Here is a 26459-nt window from a genome sequence, read left to right as displayed (position 1 = left end):
ACGGTCCTTGACGCACCCGCCACTCATTGTCACATTCGTCAGTGTCAACTTATGGGTGCGTTCTCGACGCGTACCGCTCAGGGGGTGGCGGCGTGAGTCTCAAGGAAGCGCGTGAGCGCTGGGTCCGTACGGGCGGAATCGAGCTGTGTGTCGCCGAGTTGGGCGACCCTTCGCAGCCGACCGTGCTGCTGGTGCACGGCTATCCGGACTCCAAGGAGGTGTGGTCGCGGGTCGCCGAGCGCCTGGCCGACGGCTACGGCCTGCATGTGGTGGTGTACGACGTCCGGGGCCACGGCCGCTCGACCGTGCCGGCTCCGCTGCGCGGCGGCTTCACGCTGGAGAAGCTGACGGACGACTTCCTGGCGGTCGCGGACGCGGTCAGCCCGGACCGGCCGGTGCATCTGGTCGGACACGACTGGGGCTCGGTGCAGGCCTGGGAGTTCGTGACCGTCAGACGCACGGAGGGCCGCATCGCCTCCTTCACCTCGATGTCCGGCCCGTCTCTGGACCACCTGGGGCACTGGATCAAGAAGCGGATCAACCGGCCGACACCCCGCGCGGTCGGCCAGTTGCTCGGCCAGGGTGCCAAGTCCTGGTATGTGTACCTGCTGCATACGCCGGTGCTGCCGGAGCTCGCGTGGCGCGGGCCGCTGGGCAGGCAGTGGCCCGGGCTCCTCCGGCGGATGGAGAAGCTGCCCGCCGACGGATATCCGACCCCTTCGCTGCCGCTGGACGCGGCGCACGGCGCCTGGCTCTACCGCGACAACATCCGCGCCAGGCTGGGCCGTCCGCGCTCCGACGCGTACGCACACGCACCGGTTCAGCTGATCACGCCGACCGGTGACGTCTTCCTCTCCGAGCGGCTCTACGACGAACTGGGCGCGTGGGTCCCCCGGCTGACGCGGCGCACGCTGCCCGCCAGACACTGGGTGCCGCGCACCCGGCCCGATCAGCTCTCGGCCTGGATCGGCGAGTTCGTACGGGCGAACGACGGGGCGGCGGTGTCCGGGGCGGCGGTGACAGCCGACCCGCAGAGCACGGCGGAGAGGGAGAAAAGGCAGAAGAGGTCGAAGAAGGAGAAGGGGGCGAAGGAGGCGAAGAGCACGTACGCCGAGCGGTTCGGCGGGCAGCTTGTCCTGGTGACGGGCGCCGCCAGCGGCATAGGGCGCGCCACCGCCCTCGCGTTCGCCGCGGCGGGCGCGCGCGTCGTGGCGGTGGACCGGGACGCGGAGGGCGCGGCAAGGACCGCCGAGAAGGCGCGGCTGATCGGCTCCCCCGAGGCCTGGGCCGAGACGGTCGACGTCAGTGACGAGCAGGCGATGGAGAAGCTCGCCGAGAAGGTCGCCACCGAGTACGGCGTCGTGGACGTCCTCGTCAACAACGCCGGCATCGGCCTTTCGGGCCCCTTCCTCCAGACAACCGCCGAGGACTGGAGGAAGGTCCTCGACGTCAATCTGTGGGGTGTTATCCACGGCTGCCGGCTCTTCGGCAGGCAGATGGCCGGGCGCGGCCAGGGCGGCCATATCGTCAACCTCGCGTCCGCCGCCGCCTATCAGCCCTCCAAGGCCCTGCCCGCGTACAGCACCGCCAAGGCAGCGGTGCTGATGCTGAGCACGTGCCTGCGGGCCGAGCTGGCCGGACAGGGGATCGGCGTCTCCGCCGTCTGCCCCGGCTTCGTCCACACGAACATCGCCGCCACGGCGCGCTTCGCCGGCGTCGACGCGGACGAGGAGAAGCGGCGCCAGAAGAAGACGGCCCGGCTGTACAGGCTGCGCGACTACCCGCCGGAGAAGGTCGCCGACGCGATCCTGCGCGCCATCGTCAAGAACCGCGCGGTCGTGCCGGTGACGCCCGAGGCTCGTGCCTTCCTCTTCATGTCCCGCTTTACGCCCAGGACGGCGCGGGCGATCGCCCGGGTGGAGCCGCCGCTATGAGCACCATCGGGGGAGCGGGCCCGTCCGGGCAGTCGGTCGCCGCAGTCGGCGCGGTAGGCGCGGTAGGCCCGGTAGGGGCAGCCGTCGCCGAGTACCGGATCGAGGATCTGGCGCGCCGCAGCGGTGCCACGGTGCGTACGATCCGCGCCTATCAGGACCGCGGGCTGCTGCCGAAGCCGGAGCGGCGCGGGCGGGCCAATGTGTACGGCTCCGCCCATCTCACCCGGCTGCGGCAGATAGCCGAGCTGCTCGACCGGGGCTACACCCTGGCCTCGATAAAGGAACTGCTGGAGGCGTGGGACGCAGGGCGGGGGCTCGGCAAAGTGCTCGGTCTGGTCGCCGAGGCACAAGGTCCGTGGCCGGACGAGCGGGCGGCGACCCGGATCTCCCGCGCGGAGCCGGCGGGGAAGTCCGGCGGAAAGCCGGAGGAGGACCGTGCGTACCGGTCGGTGACGCTGCCGCTGGAGACAATCCGCGCGGTACACACCCTGGTTGGCCGGGAGAACGCGGCGGCCTTCATCGCGGCCGCGACCGAACGAGAGATACAGGCCAGGACCCTGGACGCGCTTGTCCCTGCCCATAAAGGCACCCGGCATACCGCCCAAGGGCCGTAAGTCACCCCGGAGTTGTCCACAGAAGCGCCAAATTATCTGTGGATAACTACAGTTGGCTGTGGATCAAACCTGTGGAGTGAACTTTTTTCAGTGGCGCCGGCAGCGCGCGGGAGGCCAGGCTGACGAGATGAACGCGAGACTGGACGTATCCCATGAGCATGACCATGAACCTGAACCTGATCAGCGGCGCACAGTGAAGGTGTCGAAGTACCTCTCAAAACATCTGCGCCACCAGCCGGACCGGATCGGCATCACCCTCGACGAGAACGGCTGGGTGGCCGTGGACGAGCTGCTGCGGGCGGCGGCCGAGCACGGTTTCCGGATCACCCGCGCCGAGCTCGACCATGTCGTCGCCGTCAACGACAAGCGGCGCTTCACCATCGGAGACGGGCGCATCCGCGCCAACCAGGGCCACAGCGTCACGATCGACCTCGGCCTGCCCTCGGCCGAGCCGCCCGCGTATCTCTACCACGGCACCGTCGCCCGCCACCTGGACGCGATACGCGCCGAGGGCCTGCGTGCCATGAACCGCCACCATGTCCATCTCTCGCCCGACCGGGAGACCGCCACCCGCGTCGGCGCCCGCCGAGGGCGGCCCGTGGTCATCTCCGTACACGCCGGGACGATGCATCAAGCAGGACATCGCTTCTACGTCAGCGTCAACGGCGTCTGGCTCACCGACACCGTACCGCCGGAGTTTCTGCGCTTCCCAGGCGACTAGCTTCAGCCGCTCAGCTGTGCGATGCCCTCCACCGCGATCCGCTCGAAGACCGCCTGGTCCGCCGCGAACTCCGAGTCCGGGATGGGGGCGTGGATGACGATCTCGGTGAAGCCGAGCTCGAAGTGGGTACCCGCGAAGTCCACAAAGGCGTCGAGGGACTCCAGCGGGCGGCCGGGCTGCGGCGTGAAGCCGGTGAGCAGGATCTTGTCCAGTTCGGCCGTGTCCCGGGCGATGTCCGCGCACGCCTTGCCCAGCTTGTCGAGCTGCCCCCGCATCGCCTCGACGGACTGCTCGGGCGTACCGGTCTCGAAGATCTTCGGGTCGCCCGTGGTCACCCACGCCTGCCCGTACTGCGCGGCGAGCTTGAAGCCGCGCGGCCCGGTGGCGGCCACCGCGAACGGCAGGCGGGGCCGCTGTACACAGCCCGGGATGTTGCGGGCCTCCACCGCCGAGTAGTAGGCCCCCTCGTACGTCACCGATTCCTCAGTCAGCAGCCGGTCGAGGAGCGGCAGGAACTCCCCCAGCCGGTCGGCCCGCTCGCGCGGCGTCCAGGCCTCCTGACCGAGCGCGGTCGCGTCGAAGCCCATGCCGCCCGCGCCGATGCCGAGCGTGATCCGCCCGCCGGATATGTCGTCCAGCGAGATCAGGTCCTTGGCCAGGGTCACCGGATGCCGGAAGTTCGGCGAGGTCACCAGCGTGCCCAGACGCAGCCGCTCGGTGGCGGACGCCGCGGCGGTAAGGGCCGGGACCGCTCCGTACCAGGGGTCGTCGCGGAAGGTCCGCCACGACAGATGGTCATAGGTGTACGCGGTGTGGAAACCGAGCTGCTCGGCTCGCAGCCACTCGTCGCGGCCACCTTCGTGCCAGCGGCGGACAGGCAGAATCACAGTGCTCAAACGCATGCCCCGAGCGTACGGTGCCCCGCAGCGAATCCCGCAAGCGCTCACATGTGCACCATGCCGCACATCCGTGCACCACCGAGCGGCATCGTACGGGACAATGGATCGATGACCTCAGCTATTGATCCTCTCCCCCTGCCCCAGCCACTCACCCCCCGGCTGATCGCAACCGATCTCGACGGCACCCTGCTTCGCGACGACAAGTCCATCTCGGACCGCACCGTCGCCGCCCTCGCCGCCGCCGAGGAGGCAGGGATCGAGGTCTTCTTCGTCACCGGCCGCCCGGCCCGCTGGATGGGCGTCGTCAGCGATCATGTCCAGGGCCATGGGCTCGCGATCTGCGCCAACGGCGCGGCGGTCGTGGATCTGCGCGCCGGCGGGAAACTGCTCGAGGTACGCCCACTGGACCGGGACACCGCCCTCGCTGTCGTACGGGCCCTGCGCGACGCGGCCCCCGGCACCTCGTTCGCGGTCGAGCTGACCAACGCTTTCCACCACGAGCCGGACTACCCGCCGTTCCAGCTCGACGAGGGATCGACCGTCGCAGCCGCCGAGAAGCTGCTCCACGAAGAGGGCTCGGCTCCGGGCCCGCCCGTGATCAAGCTGCTCGCCCACCACCCCGAGCTGACGCCCGACGCCTTCCTCACCGTGGCGCGTACGGCCGTCGGCCACCTCGCGAACTTCACCCGCTCCAGCCCGACCGCGCTGCTTGAGATAAGCGGCTTGGGCGTGAGCAAGGCAAGCACGCTGGCGCTCTGCTGCGCCCAGCGCGGAATCTCCGCCGACGAGGTCGTCGCCTTCGGGGACATGCCCAACGATGTGGAAATGCTGACCTGGGCAGGCACGTCGTACGCGATGGGCAACGCCCATCCGGATGTGATCGCCGCCGCCTCCGGCCGGACCGTCGCCAACAACGAGGACGGCGTCGCGGTCATCATCGAACAGATCCTGGCCGGGGAGCAGGCTCAGGCGCCGGACGGCAACAGCTGAGTCGACGGCGGAGTGGGCAGCTGAGTGAAAAGCCGAGTGGAGAGCAGGTCCGCTGCCCGCTCGCGCTCCAGCATCCGGCGCAGCGGGCCCTCCGTGGTGGCCAGTTCGCCGTACGTTCCCCGTTGCACCGTCCGCCCGGCCTCCAGGACGACGATCTCGTCCACGGCGTCGAGCCCTTGCAGCCGGTGCGTGATCAGCAGCGTGGTCCGGCCTTCGGTCGCCGCCAGCAGATCCGCCGTCAGCGCGTCGGCCGTCGCCAGGTCGAGGTGTTCGGCGGGCTCGTCCAGCACGAGTACGGGAAAGTCGGCGAGGAGCGCGCGTGCCAGCGCCAGTCGCTGCCGCTGCCCGCCGGAGAGCTGGGCGCCGTGCTCGCCGACCAGGGTGTCGAGACCGTTCGGCAGCGCATCGACCCACTCCAGCAGGCGGGCCCGCTCAAGCGCCTGCCGGAGTTCGTCCTCGGTCGCCCGCGTACGCGCGAGCCTGAGGTTCTCCCGTACGGAACTGTCGAAGATGTGGGCGTCCTGCGCGCACAGCCCGACGAGCCGCCGGACCTCGTCCCCGTCGAGCGTGGCCGCGTCCACGCCGCCGATCGTGTACGTCCCCTCCCCGGCATCCAGGAAGCGGAGCAGCACCTGCGCGAGGGTGCTCTTCCCCGAGCCGGAGGTCCCAACGACGGCGACGCGCTGCCCGGCGGTGAGCGTCAGACCGAAGCCGTCGAGCGCGTTCCGCTCCTGTCCGGCGTACCGCGCGCCGAGCCCCCGGACTTCGAGCGGGAACACGGTCTCCGGCGGGGTGGCCGGCCGCTCCGGCTCCCGTACGGGAACGGGCGCGTCCAGCACCTCGTACACCCGCTCCGCGCTCCGCTTGACCCGCTGCCGGTACTGCACGGCTACGGGAAGCCCCATGACCGCCTCGAAGGCGGCCAGCGGAGTGAGTACGACGACCGCCAGTGACACCCCGTCCAGCCGCCCGTCGCGCACCGCCTGCACACCGGCGAACGCGGCGCAGACGACGGTCAGTCCGCAGACCAGCGCGGAGAGCCCGCCGCCGAGCGCGGTGGCGGCGGCACCCCGGGAGGCGATACGGGTCAGCTGCCGGTCGGCCTCCCGCGCCCTTTCGAGCCGCCCCTTGAGGGCTCCAGCGACGGTGAGTTCGGCGATCCCGCCGAGCAGGTCGACAACGCGTGTGGCCAGCACACCCCGCGCGGGAGCGAGTTGAAGCTCGGCCCGCCGCCCCAAGGAACCGCTGATCAGCGGGACGGCTACGCCGCCAAGGAGCAGCCCGGCGGCGAGCACCGCCCCTGCCTCGGGCAGCAGCCACGCCGTGAAGCCGACGGATCCCGCACCGACGAAAAGGGCCACCCCCGCAGGCAGCAGCCAGCGCAGCCAGTAGTCCTGAAGGGCGTCCACATCGGCTACGAGCCGCGACAGCAGATCCCCGCGCCGCCGCTGCCGCAGCCCGGCGGGCGCGATCCGCTCCAGCCGCCGGTAGACCGCGACCCGCGTCTCGGCGAGCATCCGCAGCACGGCGTCGTGCGACACAAGCCGCTCGGCGTACCGGAAGACGGCCCGGCCGATGCCGAAGGCGCGGGTCGCCGTCACGGCCATCATCAGATAGAGGACCGGCGGCTGCTCGGACGCGCGTGAAATCAGCCATCCGGAAACGGCCATGAGCCCCACGGCTGACCCCATGGCGAGAGCACCGAGCAGCAGCGCGAGCCCGAGCCGTCCGCGCTCCTGCTGAGCGCCTTCCCGCACCCGCGCCGGCACGGAGCGCACCGCGCTCGGTGCCGGGTCCGCGACGGCGCGCAGAGCCGCGTCGTCCACCACGCCGTCCAGCACGTCGTCCATCGCACCATCCACCGCGCCATCCACCGCGCCGCGCGGCACCGGACCGGAGCGCGCCGCCCCGGAGGCGCTGAGCAGCCCAGCGCCCTCCGGCACCGCACCCGGCGCGAGCCGCACCACCCGGTCCGCCACCGCGAGCAGCGCGGGCCGGTGGACGACCAGCAGCACCGTCCGCCCCTCCGCCAGCCGCCGCACCGCGTCGACGATGCCCGCCTCCGTCTCGCCGTCCAGCGCCGCCGTCGGCTCGTCCAGCAGCAGCACCGGCCGGTCCGCGAGGAACGCCCGGGCCAGCGCCAGCCGTTGCCGCTGCCCGGCCGAAAGTCCCGCGCCGTCCTCGCCGAGCGGGGTGTCCGCACCCTGCGGGAGCCCGGCCACGAAGTCGTACGCGCCCGCCTCCCTCAGCGCCGCACGCACCGCCGCGTCATCGGCGTCCGGCCGCGCCAGCCGTACGTTCTCCGCGATCGTCCCCGCGAAGAGATACGGCCGCTGCGGCACCCAGGCGATCCGCTCCCGCCACCGGTCCAGGTCGAGCGCCGCGAGGTCCGTACCGCTCACCGGGGCCGTATCGCCAGCCGTATCCGTACCGCTCGCCGACTCCGCGCCGCCGACCCGTACCCGTCCCTCGGCCGGTTCCACGAACCCCAGCACCACATCCAGCAGCGTCGACTTTCCGACCCCGCTCGGCCCGACCAGTGCGACCGTCTCGCCCTGCTCCACCACCAGCGATGCCGCGTCCAACGACGCGGCGACGCGCCCCGGGTGGCGGACTGTCACCCCGTCGAGCTCCAGCCGGAACGTGGCCGGCACCTCCCCCGTACCGCCCGCACGCGGCTCGGTCTCCAGGACCCGGAAGATCTCCTCCGCGGCCGAGAGCCCTTCCGCCGCCGCGTGGTACTGCGCCCCCACCTGCCGGATCGGCAGATACGCCTCGGGCGCCAGGATCAGAATCACCAGGCCGGTATAGAGATCCAGCTCCCCGTGCACCAGCCGCATGCCGATCCCGACGGCGACCAGCGCCACCGAGAGCGTCGCCAGCAGCTCCAGCGCGAACGACGAGAGGAACGCGATCCGCAGCGTCCGCAGCGTCGCCTTGCGGTATTCCGAGGTGATGGACCGGATCGACTCGGCCTGTGCCTTCGCCCGCCCGAAGACTTTCAGGGTCGGCAGGCCGGCGACGACATCCAGGAAGTGACCCGACAGCCGGGACAGCAGCCGCCACTGCCGGTCCATCCGCGCCTGGGTGGCCCAGCCGATGAGCACCATGAACAGCGGAATGAGCGGCAGGGTCACCACGATGATCGCCGCGGAGACCCAGTCCTCGGTCACGATCCTCGCCAGCACCGCCACCGGCACCACGACCGCGAGACCCAGCTGCGGCAGATAGCGCGAGAAGTGGTCGTCAAGAGCGTCGATGCCGCGCGTGGCGAGGGCGACCAAGGACCCGGTGCGCTGCCCGCTCATCCACCCCGGCCCGAGCTCGGCGGCCCGCTCCAGCAGCTTCCGCCGCAGCTCCGACTTGACCGCCGCGCTCGCCCGGTACGCGGCGAGGTCGGTCAGCCAGGAGACGACCGCCCGACCGACCGCGACCGCCGCCAGCAGCGCCAGCGGCGTCCCCAGCCCGGAGGCAGAGCGCCCCTGCTGGAATCCCCCCACCACCACGTCGGCGATCAGCATCGCCTGGGCGACGACCAGCGCCGCTCCGACCAGGCCGAGGAGCACCACCGCGATCAGGAAGATCCGGGTGGTCCGGGCGTACCGCAGCAGACGCGGGTCGATCGGTTTCACGTGAAACATCCCCCGCTAGTGGGCATCGACGGCGATGTGCTGCGTACCGATCCGCTTGCGGAACACCCAGTACGTCCAGCCCTGGTAGAGCATCACCAGCGGCGCGGAGATACCCGCGCACCACGTCATGATCTTCAAGGTGTACGGGCTGGACGATGCGTTGGTGACCGTGAGGCTCCACTCCTCGTTGAGCGAGGACGGCATGACATTGGGGAAGAGCGCCAGGAACAGCATCGCGACCACAGCCCCGATCGTCACTCCCGACAGCGCGAACGACCAGCCCTCGCGCCCCACCTTGATCGCTCCAACCGCGCCGACCAGCGCCGCCACGGCCACGAGCATCGCGACCAGGCTCGCGCCGTCACCGCGCGAGACCTGGGTCCAGGTCAGGAAGGCGAGCGCCAGCGCGGCCGTGAGCAGCCCCAGCCGCAGAGCCAGCGCACGCGCCCGGACCCTGATGTCCCCCAGCGTCTTCAGCGCGGCGAAGACGGCGCCGTGGAAGGTGAACAGAGTCAGCGTCACCAGACCGCCGAGAAGCGCGTAGGGGTTGAGCAGGTCGAAGATGTTCCCGACGTACTCCTTCTGTGCGTCGATCTTCACGCCGCGCACGATGTTGCCGAACGCGATACCCCACAGCAGGGCAGGCAGCAGCGAGGTCCAGAAGATCGCGTGCTCCCAGTTGGTCTGCCATCTCTCCTCGTCCCGCTTGTGCCGGTACTCGAAGGCGACTCCGCGCACGATCAGGCAGACCAGGATGAGCAGCAGCGGCAGGTAGAAGCCGGAGAAGAGAGTGGCGTACCAGTCGGGGAAGGCGGCGAAGGTCGCGCCGCCGGCGGTCAGCAGCCAGACTTCGTTGCCGTCCCAGACCGGCCCGATGGTGTTGATCAGGACCCGCCGCTCGGGGCGGTTCCGGGCCAGCAGCTTGGTCAGGATCCCGACCCCGAAGTCGAAACCTTCAAGGAAGAAGTAGCCGGTCCACAGGACGGCGATGAGTACGAACCAGACGTCGTGAAGTTCCATGCCTCAGCAGCTCCTCAACAGCTTCTCAGCGGCCTCAGTACGAGAAGGCCATCGGCCGGTCGGCGTCACGGTCGGCGTCCGGGCCGTTGCCCTGGCTACCGCCCGGGCCGCCGCCGATCCTGGTGGGCGGGTTGAGGTCGTCCTCGGTGAGCTCAGGCGGCCCGGCCTTGACGTACTTCACCATCAGCCTGACCTCGATCACGGCGAGCACCGCGTAGAGCGTGGTGAAGACGAGCATCGAGGTGAGCACCTCGCCCTGCGAGGTACCGGGTGAGACCGCGTCGCTGGTGCGCAGCACGCCGTACACGACCCAGGGCTGACGCCCCATCTCGGTGAAGATCCAGCCCCAGGAGTTGGCGATCAGCGGGAACAGCATGGTCCAGAGGGCGATGACCCAGTACCACTGCGTGAACCTGGGGTGCAGTGCCTTGTTCTTGAAGAGCACCAGATGCGGCACTTCGTCCTCGCCCGTCCGTAGCCCCGGCGACAGCATGAACCGCCTTCGCGTGAGCCAGAGCCCGATCATCCCGATGGTGAGGGACGCCATCCCGAAGCCGATCATCCAGCGGAAACCCCAGTAGGCGACGGCGATGTTGGGACGGTAGTCGCCGGGCCCGTACTTCTCCTGTTCGGCCTTGTTGATGTCGTTGATGCCGGGGACGTACGAGTGGAAGTCGTCGTTGGCCAGGAAGGACAGCAGTCCCGGCACCTCTACGGCGACCTTGTTGTGGCCGGCGTCGACATCTCCGTACGCGAAGAGCGAGAACGGAGCGGGCGCCTCCCCGTCCCACAGCGCCTCGGCGGCGGCCATCTTCATGGGCTGCTGCTTGTACATGATCTTGCCCAGCCGGTCACCGCTGACGACGATGAGCAGTCCGGCGATCACGACGGTGATCAGCCCGAGCCGCAGTGAGGTGCGCATCACCGGGATGTGCTTCTTGCGCGCCAGGTGGAACGCGGCGATGCCCACCATGAAGCCGCCGCCGACGAGGAAGGCGGCCGTGATGGTGTGGAAGAACTGGGCGAGGGCGGTGTTCTGGGTGAGCACTTGCCAGAAGTCGGTGAGCTCGGCCCGGCCGCGCTCCTTGTTGATCCGGTAGCCGACCGGATGCTGCATCCAGGAGTTGGCGGCCAGGATGAAGTACGCGGAGAGGATGGTGCCGATCGAGACCATCCAGATGCAGGCCAGATGGATCTTCTTCGGCAGCTTGTCCCAGCCGAAGATCCACAGCCCGATGAAGGTGGACTCGAAGAAGAACGCGATCAGCGCCTCAAAGGCGAGCGGCGCGCCGAAGACGTCACCGACGAAGCGCGAGTAGTCGGACCAGTTCATGCCGAACTGGAACTCCTGGACGATGCCGGTGACGACACCCATGGCTATGTTGATCAGGAAGAGCTTGCCCCAGAACTTCGTCGCCCTGAGGTACTTCTCGTTGGTCGTCCGTACCCAGGCGGTCTGGAGGCCGGCCGTGAGGGCGGCGAGCGAGATCGTCAGGGGAACGAAAAGGAAGTGGTAGACGGTGGTGATGCCGAACTGCCATCGCGCCAGGGTCTCCGGCGCCAGAGCCAGGTCCACGTCGTCTTCTCCTTACCTCGCCGTGGTCACGGCGGCGGTTTGCCCCCTCTCGCCCCACTGATCATGGGATGAAGCGGGCGGGCTTGTGAACGCGTTCACATTCACAAGCAATTATGACCCACACTCTTCCGGCCCTTGCGCCGGGGGTACTCCTTGCGTCGTTGCCCGTGCGCGGCTGCTTTTCGGCTGCCTCGGGCCGGGTCGTCGGCGCATCCCCAAACCTGCCGACGACCCGATCTGCGGTCCAGAGGACTAGAGATCCTTACGGAACGTCCCGGCCGTGTGCACGAAGAGGTCGTTGGCCTCGCACTCCCCGATGGTGACCCGCGCCCCCTCACCCGGGAACGGCCTGACCACGACACCCGCCGCCTCGCAGACCGCCGCGAATTCGAGTGTCCGCTCGCCCAGCCGCAGCCAGACGAAGTTCGCCTGCGTATCGGGCACCGTCCAGCCCTGCTTGCGCAGGGAGTCGCACACCCGCCCGCGCTCGGCGACCAGCGCGCCGACCCGGCCCAGCAGTGCGTCCTCGGCGCGCAGCGAGGCGACCGCCGCGTCCTGGGCCAGCTGCGAGACACCGAAGGGCAGCGCGGTCTTGCGCAGCGCGGCGGCCACCGGCTCATGGGCGATCGCGAAGCCCACCCGCAGCCCGGCCAGACCGTACGCCTTGGAGAAGGTGCGCAGCACGCACACGTTGGGGCGGTCGCGGTAGATCTCGATGCCGTCCGGCACATCGGCGTCGCGGACGAATTCGCGGTACGCCTCGTCCAGCACCACCAGCACATCGGCGGGCACCCGGCCCAGGAAGCGCTCCAGCTCGGCCCTGCGCACCGCCGTGCCGGTCGGGTTGTTGGGGTTGCAGACGAAGATCAGCCGCGTCCGGTCGGTGATCGCTTCGGCCATCGCGTCCAGGTCGTGTACGTCACCGGCGGTCAGCGGTACCTGCACCGACGTCGCGCCGCTGATCTGCGTGATGATCGGGTACGCCTCGAAGGACCGCCAGGCGTAGATGACCTCGTCTCCCGGGCCCGAGGTGGCCTGCAGCAGCGACTGGGCGACGCCCACCGAGCCGGTGCCGGTGGACAGATGCGTCAGAGGGACCCCGAAGCGGTCCGCGAGCTCGGCCATCAGGCCGGTGCAGGCCATGTCCGGGTAGCGGTTGAAGGCGTGGGCCCCCGCGATCACGCTCTCCATCACCCCGGGCAGCGGCGGGTACGGGTTCTCGTTGGACGACAGTTTGTACGCGACCGGGCCGCCGGTCGCCGCCGGCTTGCCCGGCTTGTAGGTGGGGATGCCGTCCAGCTCGGCGCGCAGTTTGGGGCTGGTCTCGCTCACCGCAGGTCCTCCTCGACCATCCGTACTCCATGCGTGTCGATATACATATCGACATATCCAGCGTTGTATCACGCGTTGTGCCGCGCGCTGTCACGTTTCCGTAGCCGGTACCGCTTCTCAACACCGCTCCTCGATACCGCTCACCTTATGAGGATTCCCCTTCCCTGCGTATGGGTGAGCGCCTGGAAGGGGAGGGAGCGCTCGCCGCCCGCAGCGCGCGCCCGTAGCTCACTCCGTGGCGCGCATCCCCCGTAGTGGTGAGTTGAGACCTCTTCGAAACATCAACCATTCGGCAGGCACATACGGCCCAACGCGCGGGACGTCGTGGCCGAAACCCACAACTTCCTCGATTTCCAATGGAGTTGTCCGGCACGGACCATGCAGAAACGTGCCTGTCAACGAGTGCATATGCGACCGGCCCAATCACCCGCCGGAGCCCTACTATCGGCTCGCCATGACAGCAGCAGGAAAGCACCAGGTGAGCCGGTCGGAGACCTCCCGCCGGGGCAACAGGCAGAGCCGGGCGGGCATCCGGGACGTGGCTGCCGCAGCCGGCGTCTCGATCACGACTGTCTCCGACGCACTCAACGGCAAGGGCCGGCTCCCGGACGCCACCCGCCGACATGTCCGCGAGGTCGCGGACCGGCTGGGCTACCGCCCATCCGCCGCGGCCCGCACGCTCCGTACCGGAAAGTCGGGCCTCATCGGCCTGACGGTGACGACGTACGGGGATGAACCTTTCACCTTCACCGAGTTCGCGTACTTCGCCGAAATGGCGAGAGCCGCGACCTCCGCCGCGCTCGCCCGCGGCTACGCACTCGTCATCCTGCCCGCCACCTCACGCCATGACGTCTGGTCGAACGTCGCCCTCGACGGCACCGTGGTCATCGACCCCTCCGACCACGACCCTGTCGTCACCGAACTCGTCCGCCAGGGGCTGCCCGTCGTCTCCGACGGCCGCCCGGCGGGCACGCTCCCCGTCACCGCCTGGGTCGACAACGACCACGAGGCCGCCGTACTCGCCCTGCTCGACCATCTCGCCGCCGCCGGCGCCCGCCGTATCGGCCTGCTCACCGGCACCACCACCGACACCTACACCCGCCTGTCCACCACCGCGTATCTCAACTGGTGCGAGCGCGTCGGCCAGAGCCCGGTCTACGAGTCCTACCCCGCCCACGATCCTTGCGCCGGAGCCGTCGCAGCCGACCGGCTGCTCGCCCGCCCCGACCGGCCCGACGCCGTCTACGGGCTCTTCGATCCCAACGGAACCGACCTTCTCGCCGCGGCCCGGCGATACGGCCTGCGCGTTCCCGAGGATCTGCTGCTCGTCTGCTGCAGCGAGTCGACCGTGTACGCCGCCACCGAGCCGCCGATCACCACGCTCTCGCTCAAACCGCGCCAGATCGGCACCGCGGTCGTGCAGCTCCTCATCGACGCCATCGAAGGAATCAACGAGGACCGGACCGTCGAGCAGGTGATACCCACCGAGCTGATCGTGCGGACGTCTTCGCAGCGCCGCCCGCCGCGGACGACGGTGAACGCCCCGCGATCTCCCTCGCCTTCTCCTCCCTCTTCTCCGGAGTAGACCTTCCCAAGTGGCCCAATTAGGGCGAAAAACCCGACGAACCAGGGGTGCGGACGGATTCACCACCCCTGGTGCGTCACAGAGCGCGGGCCGCATTCCTATGATGGGCGCACGACACCGCGGACCACTCCGACCAGGTTGGGCCGAGAGGTGAACGGCGGCGCGACGGTGGTGGAGGGGTCGATGACTCAGGGGGCCGGTCAAGGACCCGTGGTGCGGACGGCGACGTTGCGAGATTTCCGCGTACCGCCGTATGCCCAGGTTCCCGTTCAATCGCAGGACCAGGAGGTCCCGCAGGTCCTCCCGCAGGCCCTCCCGCAGGTCTCGCCACCGCCCCCGCAGGTCCCACAGACGCCTGTCCCGGCACCCTCCACCAACTCCGGCCATCCTGGCAACGCCGTCCCGGAGAGCGAGACTCCGGACGGCTACACCCCCACCGCACGCGACCTCCCGGTGATCACCCGCGGCGGGCCCGGCGACACCGTCCAAGTGCGGGCCGACCCCGCCGAGACGCCCGTGCCCGAGGGACCCGGCCCGCTCTATGTGGTCGGCGACGTCCACGGCTATCTCGACGAGCTCCTCGCCGCGCTCACCGCCCAGGGCCTCATCGACGCCGAAGGCCACTGGACCGCGGGCAACACCCGCCTCTGGTTCCTCGGCGACTTCACCGACCGCGGCCCCGACGGCATCGGCGTCATCGACCTCGTCATGCGGCTCTCCGCCGAGGCCGCAGCCGCCGGCGGCTACTGCAAGGCGCTGATGGGCAACCACGAACTGCTGCTGCTCGGCGCCAAACGGTTCGGCGACACACCGGTCAACTCCGGTGCGGGCACCGCCACCTTCCAGGCCGCCTGGCTGCTCAACGGCGGCCAGAAGACCGACATGGACCGCCTGCAGGAGGTCCACCTCCAGTGGATGGCGCGGCTCGACGCGGTGGTCGAGGAGGACGAGCATCTGCTGATGCACTCCGACACGACCGCCTACCTGGAGTACGGCGCCACCATCGACGACGTCAACGACACGGTGCACGAGATCGTCACCCGTAATGACGCCGACGAATGCTGGGACCTCTTCCGCAAACTGACCAGGCGCTTCGCCTTCCGCGACGAAGCCGGGTCCGACGCCGTACGCGAACTGCTCACCGCCTATGGCGGCCGACGCGTCGTGCACGGCCACAGCCCCATCCCGTATTTGCTGGGCGAAGTGGGCACCGAGGACGGCGAGGACGGCGCGCGCCCGGTCGTCGAAGGCCCGCATGTGTACGCCGACGGGCTCGCCATCGCCATGGATGGCGGTGTGACGATGGCCGGAAAACTGCTTGTGGTCGAACTGCCGTTGCATGACTGAGCCGATCCCGGGAAGGCGATTTCCGGAAACCCCCTGTCACCCCGCGCTGTAACAGCTCTACCATCGGCTTATCCGTAGCAGGCTCTCCTCCGTTTCTGCCCAACCGCCCGGTCAATGCGGGCAACCTGGCCCTACGGAGCATCGGGGGATGCACATGAACAGCGCTCCGCACCTGCTGACCGAGGATCGCGCCGAGTACGAGCGAATCCTCGATGACGCGCTGCGCAACGCCCATGACCGTCCGGATCTCGCCGCCGTGGGACAGCGCCTCAATTCCGCGCAACTGCGCACCATGGCCCTGAATGCGACGGCTCTGATAACCAGCGCCGCGTCGGCCGAGTACGAGAACTATGTGAAGGTCCGCGAGGAGCAACGGGCACCCACAGCCGACGCGTCCGTACGCAATTCCGTGCTGGCACCCGCGGTGGGCCAGGCCGGCGGCGATGACGGCGCCGGTTTCGCCGCCGTCATCGCCGTACTGGCACCGGTGCTCGCGGGCACGGCAGCGGCGATCTTTCTGCTGGTCGGCTACATCCTGAAGCTGCTCAACCCCACTCCCTCCTTCGCCGAGACCCTGCTCACCGCGGGCTGGTTCTTCGGTGCCGTCACGGCGGCCGGCATCCTGATCGCCGCGGTCGGGCTGCTGCTCACCGCCCTGCGCAACGGCGCGACCCAGGTTCCTGCCGAGGAGGCCGGGGGCGAGCCGGACGAGGTGGCCCGGGCCAAGGAGGCCTGGCGCCACGCGGTACTGGAGCGTGGCCTGCTGCCCTTCCTGCGGGCGGCGCTGGCCGATCCCAGCGCCGACCCGTCCTCCACCACACCGCCGCGCCATGTGAGCCGTATACCGAAGATCGGCTACAGCGGCCCGGACTACTCCAGCCCGAGCGACGGCTCAACGGCGGGCCAGCGACCCACCTTCACCAGCCCGGACTTCACAAGCCCGGACTTCGGCGGCCCCGAACACCAGCCGGAGTGAGCCGACCGGCCCGGGACTGTCCGGGTCAGCCGGGCTCAGTCCGGTCAGCCGGACTCAGTCCGCGATTGGCAGATAGACCCGGTTTCCCGCCGCGGCGAACTCCTTCGACTTCTCCTCCATGCCCGCTTCGATCTCCTCCTGCGAGCCGCCGTGCTGCCGCCGGATGTCTTGCGAGATCTTCATCGAACAGAATTTTGGACCGCACATCGAGCAGAAGTGCGCGGTCTTCGCCGGCTCGGCCGGGAGCGTCTCGTCGTGGAACTGCCGTGCCGTGTCCGGGTCGAGGGCCAGATTGAACTGGTCCTCCCACCGGAACTCAAATCGCGCGTCTGACAGCGCGTCGTCCCAGTCCTGCGCGCCCGCATGCCCCTTGGCCAGGTCCGCCGCATGCGCCGCGATCTTGTACGTGATGACGCCGGTCTTCACGTCGTCGCGGTCGGGCAGGCCCAAGTGCTCCTTGGGCGTGACGTAGCAGAGCATCGCAGTGCCCCACCAGGCGATCATCGCCGCCCCGATGCCGGAGGTGATGTGGTCATACGCCGGGGCCACGTCCGTGGTGAGCGGGCCGAGCGTATAGAAGGGGGCCTCCTCGCAGATTTCCTGCTGGAGGTCGATGTTCTCCTTGATCTTGTGCATCGGGACGTGACCGGGGCCTTCGATCATCGTCTGTACCTGAAAACGCTTGGCGATCGTGTTGAGTTCCCCCAGCGTGCGCAACTCCGCGAACTGCGCCTCGTCGTTGGCGTCCGCGATCGAGCCCGGCCGTAGGCCGTCGCCGAGGGAGTACGTCACGTCGTACGAGGCGAGGATCTCGCACAGCTCCTCGAAGTTCTCATACAGGAACGACTCCTTGTGGTGCGCCAGGCACCAGGCCGCCATGATCGAGCCGCCGCGCGAGACGATGCCGGTCTTGCGGCGGGCGGTCAGCGGGACGTACCGCAGCAGCACACCCGCGTGGACCGTCATGTAGTCGACGCCCTGCTCGGCCTGTTCGATGACCGTGTCCTTGTAGACGTCCCAGGTCAGCTCCTCGGCCCTGCCGTCGACCTTCTCCAGCGCCTGATAGAGCGGCACGGTGCCGATCGGCACGGGGGAGTTGCGCAGCACCCACTCGCGGGTGGTGTGGATATTGCGGCCGGTGGAGAGGTCCATGACCGTGTCCGCGCCCCACTTGGTGGCCCAGGTCATCTTGTCCACCTCCTCCTCGATGGAGGACGTGACCGCCGAGTTGCCGATGTTGGCATTGACCTTCACCAGGAACCGCTTGCCGATGATCATCGGCTCGATCTCGGGGTGGTTGACGTTGGCGGGCAGTACGGCCCGCCCGGCCGCGATCTCCTCGCGTACGACCTCGGGGGAGACGTTCTCGCGGATCGCGACGTACTCCATCTCCGGGGTGATCTCGCCCCGGCGGGCGTACGCGAGCTGCGTCACCGCCTGCCCCTCGCGCCCCCGGCGGGGCTGGCGCGGGCGGCCGGGGAAGACCGCGTCGAGATTGCGCAGCCCGCCGCGCGGCGAGGTGTGCTTGATCCCGTCGTCCTCGGGGCGGACCGGGCGGCCCGCGTACTCCTCGGTGTCGCCGCGGCCGATGACCCAGTTCTCCCGCAGCGGCGGCAGGCCGCGGCGGACATCGGTCTCGACGGTGGGGTCGGTGTACGGGCCGGACGTGTCGTACAGCGTCACGTCCTTGCCGTTGGTGAGGTGCACCAGTCGCACCGGCACCCGGAGGTCGGGGCGTGAGCCCTCGACGTACCCCTTGTGCCAGCCGATGGACTTCCCGCCAGATCCGCCAGATGCTCCAGATCCACCAGGTTCGCCTGATTGACCCGGTTCACCCAATTCGCGCTCTTCGAGCGGTTCGTGGGCAGGCGTGCGTGCGTCCGATACGGTCATGAGACCTACTCCCTACGCCGGCATTATCCGGTAACAGGTTCGGCGGTCGACGCAGCGGCTTCCGTACGTACATCTGTATGTACGGAGGTCAGCGCCCTCTCAGCCCGGTGCTCCGAGCTCCCGCGTGTGCAAAGGTGCCATTACGCTAGCGTCATTTCTGGCGCGCTGACCAGAGGGCCCCTCTCGTTCTTGCGATGATCGGTCGGTGACCTCATCGCAGCAGACGCCCGAGCCGCACGGCCATACGCACAGCCATGGGCCCGCCGCGCCCGTCTCCCAGCACCTTCGCAGGGTCATCGCGGCCGTGGTGATTCCGTTCGCCGCGGCGGTCGTCGTGGGCCTTCTCGTGCTCTGGCCGGGCGGCGCGCCCGGCCATGAGCGCACCGGTGTCGGTTTCGACCGGCAGACCGAGCAGGGCGAGGTGGTGAAGGTCGAGAAGGTCAACTGCAAGGACGTCAACGCGGCGCAGGTCCCGCCGACCGGCGACACGTCCACGCCCGAGGGCCGCGAGGCGGTCAACGCCCAGCAGGGCAGCTGCAAGAGGGCGACCATCGAGGTCACCAGCGGCAAGGAGAAGGGCCGTACCTTCACCGAGGTCATCCAGCCGGACGCGCCACGGCAGCTGGGCGAGGGCCAGGGCGTGGTGGTGGCGTACGCGCCCGATGCGCCCCGCGATCTCCAGTACTCCGTGACCGATGTGAACCGGAAGCTCCCCATGGCGCTGCTGGCCGGGATCTTCGCGCTGACGGTGGTGCTGGTGGGACGAATGCGCGGCCTGATGGCGCTGGTCGCGCTCGCCATCTCCTTCGCCGTACTGACCCTGTTCATCCTGCCCGCGATCCTGCAAGGCTCGAATCCGCTGGTCGTGGCGGTGATCGGGGCAAGCGCCATCATGCTGATCGCGCTCTACGCCTGCCATGGAATCACCGCGCGCACCTCGGTCGCGGTCCTCGGCACGCTGATCTCACTGCTGCTGATCGGGCTGCTCGGCTCGCTCTTCATCGGCTGGGCGAGCCTGACCGGCAACACCGACGACAACACGGGCCTGATCCACGGCCTGTATCCGGACATCGACATGAGCGGTCTGCTGCTGGCCGGTGTCATCATCGGCTCGCTCGGCGTACTCGACGATGTGACGGTGACCCAGACCTCGGCGGTCTGGGAGCTGCACCAGGCGGACCCGAGCATGGGGCCGCGCGCGCTTTACCGGGCCGCCATCCGGATCGGCCGCGACCATATCGCGTCCGTCGTCAATACCCTCGTACTGGCTTACGCGGGCGCGGCCTTGCCGTTGCTGCTGCTGTTCTCGATCGCGCAGAGCAGTGTGGGGTCGGTGGCCAACAGCGAGCTGGTGGCGGAGGAGATCGTACGGACGCTGGTCGGGTCGATCGGTCTGGTCGCCTCGGTGCCGGTGACGACGGCGCTCGCGGCGCTGGTGGTCTCCGCGGACCGCCCGGGAACCCCTGCAGCGGCGACGCTGGGAACATCCGGTCCGTCGCCCGCGTCTGCCGCGTCGCCCGGATCGCCACCCTCGCCGTCACCGTCACCGTCGCCGGTACGAGGCAGAGGCCGCCGCCGCAAGAAGTAGCGCTCAGCCGGCATTCTCCTCGGCCAGGATGCGCCCGAGCGCCTCCTCCAGACGCGAGTCGAAACGACCGTACGCGCTCTCCTGCCCCAGCGGCACAAGCTCGTCGGTGCGGTCGAGGAACACCAGCAGCGGCGCCGCGCTCGCCCTGAACAGCGCCCGTTCGCGGCCGACCTGAAGCGTGATGCCGACATCGGGCAGCCCCTCGGGCCCGGCAGGCGACGTAGGCGTGCTCGGCACGATCGGCGCGATGCGCACATCGCCCTCCCCGCTCGGCCGATGGATGCCGTCGAACAGCAACTCACGGCCGAAGACCCAGATCAGGGGCGGGTCGCCAGGCAGGTGGAAGGTCATCCGTACCGCGTAGGGCTCACCCGACTGGTACTGGATCTCCACCGGAACCAGGAAGGACAACTCCTCGGAGACGACGAAGCTCATCACGACCCCGGCCTTGACCGACTCTCGCATCATGTACCCCCAGTGAATGAAGCAGTGAAGGGAAATCCGCTCAAGACGGCCAGGAATGATCCCCATGACCCTCTTGACACCATCGTGGTGGAGCCGTTAGAGGATCACAAGGAGTGATTTTTCAGATACTGATAGAGAACGCGAGCGAGCTGAGAACTCCTCCGACTCCCTTGCGCAGCTGCTCGACTGCGGGCAGCAAGCGCTTTTCCTGGTGCAGAGGGAGGGAAATGGCCATCGCCGCAGCACCGGATCCGGCCGTGATCGGGATGGCGGCACAGACCGTGCCGAGCGCGTACTGCTGTCGCTCCACGACCGGTTGCATCCGCTCCATCGAAGCGAGCCGCCCGAGGAGCGTGTGCGGGTCGCGTACGGAGTACGGCGTGACGTCCTGCACCGGGTGACGGTCCAGGTGGTCGCGGCGTGCCCGCTCGTCGAGCTGGCTCAGCAGGCACTGGCCGAGCGCGTGGGCGTGCCCTGTCGCGCGGAAGTCCGCCCACTCCGGCACGGCGGGGGCGTACGGGCTGTCCGCGACAGCGACGAATTCGATCTCGCCCTCGCGGTAGACCGCGAAGTAGACCGGGACGCCGAGCGCGTCCCGCCAGTGCGCCAGCGCGTCCTGCAGCCGGCTGCGCCGTTCCTGCTGGGCGCCGCCCAAGGCGAGCCGCCCGACCGCGTCGCCCAGTACGAAAACGCCCTTCTCACGCCGTAGATAGTGCTCGTGCGACAGCGTCCGCAGCAGGTGGTACGCGGTGGGCAGGGGAAGTCCCGCCTCGCGCGCGAGCTGCTTCGCGGGCGCCCCGTCCTGGTGGGACCCCACGGCCTCCAGCAGCCTCAGCGCCCGCTGTACCGAATTGATCAGGGTAGGGGCAGTGGTCTTCGTAGCCGTGGCCAAAGGTCATCACCCCCAGGCGTGGAGACGGGCTGCACACCCGTCTGCGGGGGCCGCCCCCGCGCCGCCCACCGCGCGTCATTCCCAAGGGGCGGCAGCGGCTTGCCACAGTAATGCCGGCTCGTGCCCGGAGCCGGGACTTTGTCAGGGCATTCCCTCTGCCGGGTTAACGCACGTACGGACGCCCGTCGCCCGTCACCAGTCGCCGCGCGAGCTCGATGACGTCATGAACTTCCGTACGACGAAGATCAGTCCGCCGACGAGCGCGACAAAGATCAGGGCCTTGAAGAGCAGCCCGATCACCACACCCGCGATGGTGAGAATCGTCCCACCGAATACGAACAGGGCGATGCCGGGCACCGCGACCCACTTCAACCACCACGGCATTCCCGCGTACAGCTCGCGCACCGCCATCGTCCTGGACCTCGCTTCTCTGAACTTCCTGAATATCAAGAATGTCTTGAATGTTCCTAATGCCTGAACTGTTCAGAGCCCTTCGGTGAACTTCTCCGAGCTCATGGCTTCGATGCTAGGCGGGAGAAGGGGGTCGGCGGGGGCCCCCGATCCCTTGAACTCCCCTGACCGGACCCTAAGGTCCCCTCAGGGTCGCGTTCAGCTTTCAGGCGGAGAGAAGACCACCATCACGCGCAGAGACTCGGCGATGTGGTGGAACTTGTGCGGTACTCCGGCCGGGACATAGATCACGCTCCCCCGCCCGACCTGCGTCGTTTCCATCCCCACCGTGATGGCGGCCCGGCCGCTGACAACGAAGTACACCTCGTCCTGGTGGTGCGGCAGCTGAGGGTCGAGCTGACCGGCGTCCAGCGCGTACAGCCCTACCGACATGTTCCGCTCGCGCAGGAATTGCAGATACGCGCCGTCGTTGGCGGCGCGTTCCGCCTCCAGCTCGTCCAGTCGGAATGCTTTCATCGCCCGTCCGCCCCTGCCTTGGTCCGATCATGTCTGCCACGATCAGACACATGATGAATTTTCTAGTCAAGACGATCGCGAACGCGGGTGCCCTGGGGGTGGCCATCTGGCTGCTCCAGGACATCACGCTCGGCGGCGGGGGCACCGGCAAGAAGGCGTTGACGCTGGCCCTGGTGGCTCTCCTGTTCGGCCTTGTCAACTTTGTCGTCAAGCCGGTCGTCAAACTGCTCACGCTGCCGCTGTTCATCCTCACCCTGGGGCTGATCACACTGGTGATCAACGCCCTGATGCTGCTGCTGACCTCCTGGCTGGCCGACCAGTTCGATCTGAACTTCCATGTCGAGGGCTTCGGGACCGCCGTGCTCGGCGGTCTGATCATCTCGATCGTTTCGTGGGCGCTCAACGTAGCCCTGCCTGACAAGGAATGAAGGTCTCGGCATGAGTGACATGAGTGGCATGAGAGTGGGGGATGGCACCAGAGCCGTACGGGTGGGCCTGCCCGAGCCTGTGAAGTACGAACCGACGCTGCCGGGTCCCGTCTTCGCGGCGCACTTTCACCTGCCCGGCGAGCCCACCGGGCCGTACACCTATGGAAGGGACTCCAACCCGACCTGGACGCTGCTGGAGCGGGCGATCGGCGAGCTCGAGGCGCCGGGGGAGTCCGTCGAGACCGTGGCCTTCGCCTCGGGCATGGCGGCGGTGTCGGGCGTGCTGTTCTCGCAGTTGAAGGCCGGGGACGCCGTGGTACTGCCGGACGACGGCTACCAGGCGCTGCTCCTGGTGCGCGAGCAGCTGGAGGCGTACGGCGTCGAGGTGCGGACCGCGCCCACCGGCGGCGACGCGCAGCTGTCCGTCCTGGACGGAGCGCGGCTGCTGTGGATCGAGACGCCGTCCAATCCGGGGCTCGACGTGTGCGACGTACGGCGGCTGGCGCGGGCGGCGCACGCGGCCGGCGCGCTGGTCGCGTGCGACAACACCCTCGCGACGCCGCTCGGGCAGCGCCCGCTGGAGCTGGGCGCCGACTTCTCGGTGGCCAGCGACACCAAGGGCATGACCGGGCACGGAGACATCCTGCTCGGCCATGTGACCTGCCGCGATACGGAGCTGGCGGCGGGTGTACGGCGCTGGCGCAAGCTCGCCGGGGCGATACCCGGCCCGATGGAGGCATGGCTCGCACACCGCTCCCTGGCCACGCTGCACCTGCGGAACGAGCGGCAGTGCGCGAACGCGCTGGCGCTCGCGGAGGCGCTGAGCAGGCGCGGTGAGGCAAGCCGGGGCGAGGTTACCGGGCTGCGCTATCCGGGGCTGGTGACCGACCCGTCGCACAAGACCGCCTCGGCGCAGATGCGGCGCTTCGGCTCGGTGGTCTCCTTCGTGCTGCCGGACCGCGGGCACGCGGAACGCTTCCTCGACAGCCTGCGGCTGGTGGACGACGCGACCAGCTTCGGCGGGGTGCGCTCCAGCGCGGAACGGCGCAGACGCTGGGGCGGCGACAACGTGCCGGAGGGGTTCATCCGGTTCTCGGTGGGCGCCGAGGACGCCGATGACCTGGTGGCGGACGTACTGCGGGCGCTGGACGAGGCGGCTGAACACGGTCAGTAGGCCAGGGTGTACGCCGGTGTACGTCGGCGCGCGTAAGCGCTCGTACATACGACGGGCGGCCCGAGCCTCCCCCCTCATGGCTCGGACCGCCCCGGTTCCACGCGCGAAGAACCGTGTGACCAAGGCTAGTTGACTCTCCGTCAGTGTCCAATCACAGTAGCGACAGCGACCTATCGACGTATTTATAGTGGCCCGAGTTCGCAGGCGGTTCCGGGAGACATTGCCTGGTCCGAGCAGGCAATGCCTGGTCCGGAGAGGCATTGCCTGGCGGACACCATCGGGCCGGGAGGGGCATGACATGGATCTGGCCCTGCTGCGCACGTTCGTCACGGTGCACCGGGCCGGCTCCTTCACCCGCGCCGCCGCCCTGCTCGGGCTCTCCCAGCCCGCGGTCACCGGACAGATACGCACGCTGGAGCGACAGCTGGGCCGCCCCCTGTTCCTGCGCCAGGCGCGTGGCGTGACTCCCACGACCATCGGCGACGAGCTCGCGCACCGGGCAGCCCCGCATCTGGATGCCCTGGTGGAGATCGCCGAGACCGGCCTGGACGAGGAAGCGGGAACGCGCACCCTGCATCTGGCCGGCCCCCCGGAGTTCACCTCAGTTCGCGCCCTGCCCGCCCTCACTCCGCTGATCTCGCGGGGACTGGCACTGCGCGCCTCGTTCGGGAACGCCGAGGAGACACTGGAGGGCCTGGCCGCCGGACACCATGATCTGGCCATCACCACGGCCCGGCCGCGCGGCGGGCTGCTCACCGCAACTCCCCTCTGCGACGAGGAACACGTCCTGGTGGCCGCCCCGCGCTGGGCGGCGCGGCTGGGTGCCGGCGTACTGCGCAAGGGGCACGTGGTGCTGGAGCAGCTGCCGGTCGTGGAGGTGCACGAGTCGCTGCCGCTGGTGTCGCGCTACTGGTCCGCCGTCTTCGATTCCCCTCCGGCCGCGGCGGGGGCCGTCATAGCCCCCGATCTGCGGGCCGTCCTGGAGACCGCGGCCTCCGGCGCCGGGCTCGCCGTGCTGCCCCGGTATCTGTGCGAGGACGCCTTACGGCTCGGGCGGGTGGTGGCGCTGCTCGATCCTCCGGTGCCCCCACTGCGTACGTACTTTCTGGTCGTACGTACTGGCACGCTCGCCCTCCCGCACATCGCGCGGGCGCACGAGGTACTGCTGCGTGCTGCCGTCGACTGGTGACGGCGGGAGCGACAGGACTGCGGGGCGGAGAGGAGTTTCAGAACGCGCGGCGTGGGCCACGCTCTTGCCATGACCGAACGACCGGTGGTCAAACGCACCGCACGCGCCATTCTGCTGGACGGCAATGACCTCGTCCTGATCAAGCGCACCAAGCCCGGGGTGGATCCGTACTGGCTCACGCCCGGCGGCGGGGTCGAGCCCGAGGACGCCACCGTCGTCGACGCCCTGCACAGGGAGGTGGACGAGGAGCTCGGCGCCAAGATCACGGATGTGGTTCCGTGCTTCGTCGACACTGTCGAACACATCACTGACGGCGGTGTGACGGGGGTGAAGGTGCAGCACTTCTTCGTCTGCCGACTGGAGTCCATGGACCCCTCGCGGCGGCACGGCCCGGAGATCGAGGATCCCTGCGGGGATTACGAGATCGTACGGGTGCCGTTCAGCCGGGTCGGGATCGCCGCCGTCCATCTCGTACCGCTGTCGCTGCGGCACTATCTGGACGGCAATATCGAAGGGGTACGGGCGATGCACGCGCCGGACCTGGGCTGACGCCGGGCGGGCCTGAGCCCGAGGCGCGGGACGTCACAGGTCCACAGGGGCGGGCGCGGTGCACCAGAGCGTTGGAGACGCCACCAGTGCCCGCGGAACGCCCTGTACGCCGAGGCTAGTACTGGCGATTACTCCTGCTGTCAGACGCGGGACGACCGCCCCGCCCGGCACCGTGTTTCACGTGAAACCACTCAAGCGCCCCACTCGCCGGGCCATCCTCGTCGTCCATGTCACCGTCGCCGCCGGCTGGCTCGGGCTCACACTCGGGCTGCTCGCGCTTGGGCTTACGGCGATCACCACAGGGTCGGGAGCCATGATTGAGGCCGCCTGCCGTTCGATGAAGGTCTTCACCGACTGGCTGGTCCTTCCGGTCGCTGTGCTGACGCTGCTCAGCGGGCTGGCGCTGTCCCTCGGAACCACATGGGGCCTGGCCAGGCACCGCTGGGTGTATACGAAGTTCTGGCTGACCCTCGCCACCATCACCGCCTCCGTCTTCGCGTTGCGTCCGGGGGTCAACAACGCGGTCGACACCGTCGCGTCGGGCGCCCCGCCGGCCGAACCACGGGACCTGGTGATGGGCCCGATCGTCTCCCTGACCGCGTACGTCTTCATGACGGGCATCTCCGTACTCAAGCCATGGGGCCTGACGAAGCGCGGTCACCGGTTGCGCGCCTCCGCCACTTCTAAGAAAGCACTGGACGAACGATCGCTGCGTCAGACAGCCTGAC

The 26459-nt window shown here is 69.1% G+C and carries 22 protein-coding genes, 1 pseudogene and 1 riboswitch; of the genes and pseudogenes, 13 read left to right on the top strand and 10 right to left on the bottom strand.

Annotated features, from left to right (window positions below; translation table 11 throughout):
• Positions 1-92: 92 nt before the first annotated feature.
• The 3 genes and pseudogenes from ACIHCQ_RS03110 to ACIHCQ_RS03100 all read left to right on the top strand — a co-directional run bounded on the left by ACIHCQ_RS03110 (position 93) and on the right by ACIHCQ_RS03100 (position 3269).
• On the top strand, positions 93-1934 hold the full coding sequence (locus ACIHCQ_RS03110; protein WP_399657207.1) for an SDR family oxidoreductase: 1842 nt from the start codon (positions 93-95) through the stop codon (positions 1932-1934).
• Positions 1931-2392: pseudogene (locus ACIHCQ_RS03105) on the top strand (MerR family transcriptional regulator); the annotation flags it as partial. The gene ACIHCQ_RS03110 and the pseudogene ACIHCQ_RS03105, both read left to right, overlap by 4 nt.
• Before the next feature lie 283 nt (positions 2393-2675).
• Entirely contained in the window at positions 2676-3269 is a 594-nt protein-coding gene (locus tag ACIHCQ_RS03100; RefSeq protein WP_399657204.1) for an RNA 2'-phosphotransferase, read from the top strand.
• 2 nt (positions 3270-3271) lie between these two features.
• On the opposite strand, the gene ACIHCQ_RS03095 is transcribed toward ACIHCQ_RS03100, so the two are convergent.
• Complete coding sequence (locus ACIHCQ_RS03095; protein ID WP_399657202.1) at positions 3272-4171, bottom strand: LLM class flavin-dependent oxidoreductase; 900 nt, start codon at positions 4169-4171, stop codon at positions 3272-3274.
• 105 nt (positions 4172-4276) lie between these two features.
• On the opposite strand from ACIHCQ_RS03095, the gene ACIHCQ_RS03090 reads away from it, so the two are divergent.
• The gene (locus ACIHCQ_RS03090; protein ID WP_399657200.1) at positions 4277-5158 is read left to right on the top strand and encodes a Cof-type HAD-IIB family hydrolase; all 882 of its coding nucleotides are present in this window, start codon (positions 4277-4279) and stop codon (positions 5156-5158) included.
• On the opposite strand, the gene cydD is transcribed toward ACIHCQ_RS03090, so the two are convergent.
• From cydD to hisC, 4 genes are all read right to left on the bottom strand, one after another.
• A complete protein-coding gene (gene cydD, locus ACIHCQ_RS03085) occupies positions 5134-8790 on the bottom strand; it encodes a thiol reductant ABC exporter subunit CydD (protein WP_399657198.1) in 3657 nt (1218 codons plus the stop codon). The genes ACIHCQ_RS03090 and cydD overlap by 25 nt on opposite strands.
• A 15-nt stretch (positions 8791-8805) precedes the next feature.
• Entirely contained in the window at positions 8806-9810 is a 1005-nt protein-coding gene (gene cydB / locus ACIHCQ_RS03080) for a cytochrome d ubiquinol oxidase subunit II (RefSeq protein WP_399657196.1), read from the bottom strand.
• Positions 9811-9844: 34 nt separating this feature from the next.
• Positions 9845-11386 carry a cytochrome ubiquinol oxidase subunit I gene (locus tag ACIHCQ_RS03075; RefSeq protein ID WP_399657195.1) on the bottom strand — a complete coding sequence of 514 codons (1542 nt, stop codon included), beginning with the start codon at positions 11384-11386 and terminating at the stop codon, positions 9845-9847.
• A 252-nt stretch (positions 11387-11638) separates the two neighbouring features.
• The gene (gene hisC / locus ACIHCQ_RS03070) at positions 11639-12718 is read right to left on the bottom strand and encodes a histidinol-phosphate transaminase (RefSeq protein WP_399657193.1); all 1080 of its coding nucleotides are present in this window, start codon (positions 12716-12718) and stop codon (positions 11639-11641) included.
• A gap of 454 nt (positions 12719-13172) precedes the next feature.
• Here hisC and ACIHCQ_RS03065 point away from each other — a divergent pair, with 454 nt between their 5' ends.
• From ACIHCQ_RS03065 to ACIHCQ_RS03055, 3 genes are all read left to right on the top strand, one after another.
• Positions 13173-14303, top strand: a complete 1131-nt coding sequence (locus ACIHCQ_RS03065; protein WP_399657192.1) for a LacI family DNA-binding transcriptional regulator — start codon at positions 13173-13175, stop codon at positions 14301-14303.
• 168 nt (positions 14304-14471) lie between these two features.
• On the top strand, positions 14472-15650 hold the full coding sequence (locus ACIHCQ_RS03060) for a metallophosphoesterase (protein ID WP_399657611.1): 1179 nt from the start codon (positions 14472-14474) through the stop codon (positions 15648-15650).
• Positions 15651-15798: 148 nt separating this feature from the next.
• Complete coding sequence (locus ACIHCQ_RS03055; protein WP_399657190.1) at positions 15799-16626, top strand: hypothetical protein; 828 nt, start codon at positions 15799-15801, stop codon at positions 16624-16626.
• A gap of 54 nt (positions 16627-16680) precedes the next feature.
• Here ACIHCQ_RS03055 and thiC read toward each other — a convergent pair whose 3' ends face one another.
• Positions 16681-18519, bottom strand: a complete 1839-nt coding sequence (gene thiC / locus ACIHCQ_RS03050; protein WP_399657188.1) for a phosphomethylpyrimidine synthase ThiC — start codon at positions 18517-18519, stop codon at positions 16681-16683.
• Positions 18512-18653, bottom strand: a riboswitch (TPP riboswitch). It overlaps the preceding gene by 8 nt.
• Positions 18654-18724: 71 nt before the next feature.
• Between thiC and ACIHCQ_RS03045 the strand changes: the two genes are divergently transcribed.
• Positions 18725-20107, top strand: coding sequence for a YibE/F family protein (locus tag ACIHCQ_RS03045; RefSeq protein WP_399657186.1), 1383 nt, complete (start codon positions 18725-18727; stop codon positions 20105-20107).
• Between the two features lie 3 nt (positions 20108-20110).
• Here the strand turns inward: ACIHCQ_RS03045 and ACIHCQ_RS03040 are convergent, their stop codons facing one another.
• The 4 genes from ACIHCQ_RS03040 to ACIHCQ_RS03025 all read right to left on the bottom strand — a co-directional run bounded on the left by ACIHCQ_RS03040 (position 20111) and on the right by ACIHCQ_RS03025 (position 22391).
• Positions 20111-20572, bottom strand: coding sequence for an SsgA family sporulation/cell division regulator (locus ACIHCQ_RS03040; protein ID WP_399657608.1), 462 nt, complete (start codon positions 20570-20572; stop codon positions 20111-20113).
• Positions 20573-20693: 121 nt separating this feature from the next.
• Positions 20694-21464 (bottom strand): IclR family transcriptional regulator, encoded by a 771-nt coding sequence (locus ACIHCQ_RS03035; protein ID WP_399657184.1) that lies wholly within the window; start codon positions 21462-21464, stop codon positions 20694-20696.
• Between the two features lie 192 nt (positions 21465-21656).
• The gene (locus ACIHCQ_RS03030) at positions 21657-21869 is read right to left on the bottom strand and encodes a DUF5326 family protein (RefSeq protein ID WP_399657606.1); all 213 of its coding nucleotides are present in this window, start codon (positions 21867-21869) and stop codon (positions 21657-21659) included.
• 204 nt (positions 21870-22073) lie between these two features.
• Positions 22074-22391, bottom strand: coding sequence for a cupin domain-containing protein (locus tag ACIHCQ_RS03025; protein ID WP_399657182.1), 318 nt, complete (start codon positions 22389-22391; stop codon positions 22074-22076).
• 50 nt (positions 22392-22441) lie between these two features.
• Between ACIHCQ_RS03025 and ACIHCQ_RS03020 the strand changes: the two genes are divergently transcribed.
• The 5 genes from ACIHCQ_RS03020 (at position 22442) to ACIHCQ_RS03000 (ending at position 26458) form a co-directional block, all read left to right on the top strand.
• The gene (locus ACIHCQ_RS03020) at positions 22442-22819 is read left to right on the top strand and encodes a phage holin family protein (RefSeq protein ID WP_399657180.1); all 378 of its coding nucleotides are present in this window, start codon (positions 22442-22444) and stop codon (positions 22817-22819) included.
• Positions 22820-22838: 19 nt separating this feature from the next.
• Positions 22839-23993: a cystathionine gamma-lyase gene (locus ACIHCQ_RS03015; RefSeq protein WP_399657603.1), complete on the top strand. Its 1155-nt coding sequence runs from the start codon at positions 22839-22841 to the stop codon at positions 23991-23993.
• A gap of 298 nt (positions 23994-24291) precedes the next feature.
• Positions 24292-25182: a LysR family transcriptional regulator gene (locus tag ACIHCQ_RS03010; RefSeq protein ID WP_399657178.1), complete on the top strand. Its 891-nt coding sequence runs from the start codon at positions 24292-24294 to the stop codon at positions 25180-25182.
• Positions 25183-25251: 69 nt separating this feature from the next.
• Complete coding sequence (locus tag ACIHCQ_RS03005) at positions 25252-25731, top strand: NUDIX domain-containing protein (RefSeq protein ID WP_399657176.1); 480 nt, start codon at positions 25252-25254, stop codon at positions 25729-25731.
• 181 nt (positions 25732-25912) lie between these two features.
• Positions 25913-26458 (top strand): DUF2269 domain-containing protein, encoded by a 546-nt coding sequence (locus ACIHCQ_RS03000; protein WP_399657174.1) that lies wholly within the window; start codon positions 25913-25915, stop codon positions 26456-26458.
• Position 26459: the final 1 nt, after the last annotated feature.

Origin of the sequence: Streptomyces sp. NPDC052236 (assembly GCF_044548015.1) — a bacterium.
GTDB lineage: Bacteria > Actinomycetota > Actinomycetes > Streptomycetales > Streptomycetaceae > Streptomyces.
Note: the sequence above shows the minus strand (reverse complement) of the source record. Positions and strands in the feature narration are given on the sequence as shown.